1 protein-coding gene is annotated in these 1,256 nt (G+C 71.1%); it reads right to left on the bottom strand.

Translation table 11 applies throughout. The annotated features are described in order from the left end of the window. Positions 1-1,129 (bottom strand): 8-oxoguanine deaminase (locus ACIKT0_RS18525; RefSeq protein WP_407106783.1); only part of this gene is annotated, 1,129 nt, incomplete at its 3' end. Between the last annotated feature and the right edge of the window lie 127 nt (positions 1,130-1,256).

The raw sequence follows: 1,256 nt of genomic DNA, 5'->3' as shown, positions 1-1,256 counted from the left end.
GCCAGCTCCTTCGGACCGTCGAGCAGGTGCGCGGCTCGCTCAATCCGAAGCTCGCCATCCATGGCGGCCGGCGCGCCGTCATCGCCGAGGCGCCGGTCGCGACGCGCTGCAACAGCAGCGCCTGCCGCGCCTCGTTCAGGAGATGGCCGGAATCGTTCGAAGCCGATCCGTCGACGCCGAGCCCCACGGTGACGCCGGTCGCCAGCATCCTCCGCACCGGAGCGATGCCGCTGCCGAGGCGCATGTTCGAGCACGGACAATGCGCGACCGCGGTTCCGGTGCGGGCGAACAGCTCGATCTCCGAGGGGTCGAGCTTGACGCAGTGCGCGTGCCAGACGTCGGGGCCGCACCAGCCGAGCTCCTCGGCGTACTCACCCGGCCGAAGCCCGAAGCGCTCCAGCGAATAGCTGACGTCCTCGTCGTTCTCGGCGAGATGGGTGTGCAGCGGGACGCCGTAGCTCCGCGCCAGTTCGGCGGAGTCGCGCATCAGCTCGCGGCTCACCGAGAAAGGCGAGCAGGGCGCCACGCCGACGCGGGTCATCGAGAAGGGGCTCGGATCGTCGAACGCCTCGATCAGCCGTCGTGTGTCGGCAAGGATCGCGTCCTCGCTCTCGACCATCGCGTCGGGCGGCACGCCGCCCTGCGACTGGCCGATGCTGATCGCGCCGCGGGTGGCGTGGAAGCGCAGCCCGACCTCGCCCGCCGCCTCGATCGAATCGTCGAGCCGGGCGCCGTTGGGGAACATGTAGAGGTGGTCGGAGCTGGTGGTGCAGCCGCTCTCGGCGAGCTCGGCCAGCGCGACCATGGCCGAGACGCGGATGTGCTCAGGGCGCATCCGCATCCAGAGCGGATAGTGCGCGCTCAGCCAGCCGAACAGCAGCGCGTCCTGGCCCGCGGGCAGCGCGCGCGTCAGGTTCTGGAACATGTGGTGGTGGGTGTTCACCAGCCCGGGCGTCACCACGCAGCCGCGCATGTCGAGCGAGAGGTCGGCGTCGCGCGGCAGCTCCGCGGTCGGGCCGACCTGCTCGATCACCCCGTCGCGGGCGAACAGGCCGCCGTCCCGGATCTCCCGCCGCTCCTCGTCCATCGTGACGAGGATCTCCGCGTTTCGCATCAGCAGCGTTGGCAAGACAGGAGCTCCGCATCAGGGCCGCTGCCCCGCCGGAGCGGGTTCATGACCGATCGGGCGGCCGGCGTCGAGGCCGCCTGATCGGTCAGCGGCCGGCCTACTCGGCCGCCCGATCGGTCATGAACCC

The sequence above is a fragment of the Hansschlegelia beijingensis genome (assembly GCF_045505405.1).
Classification (GTDB): domain Bacteria; phylum Pseudomonadota; class Alphaproteobacteria; order Rhizobiales; family Methylopilaceae; genus Methylopila; species Methylopila beijingensis_A.
This window is presented reverse-complemented; position numbering and strand designations above follow the sequence as displayed.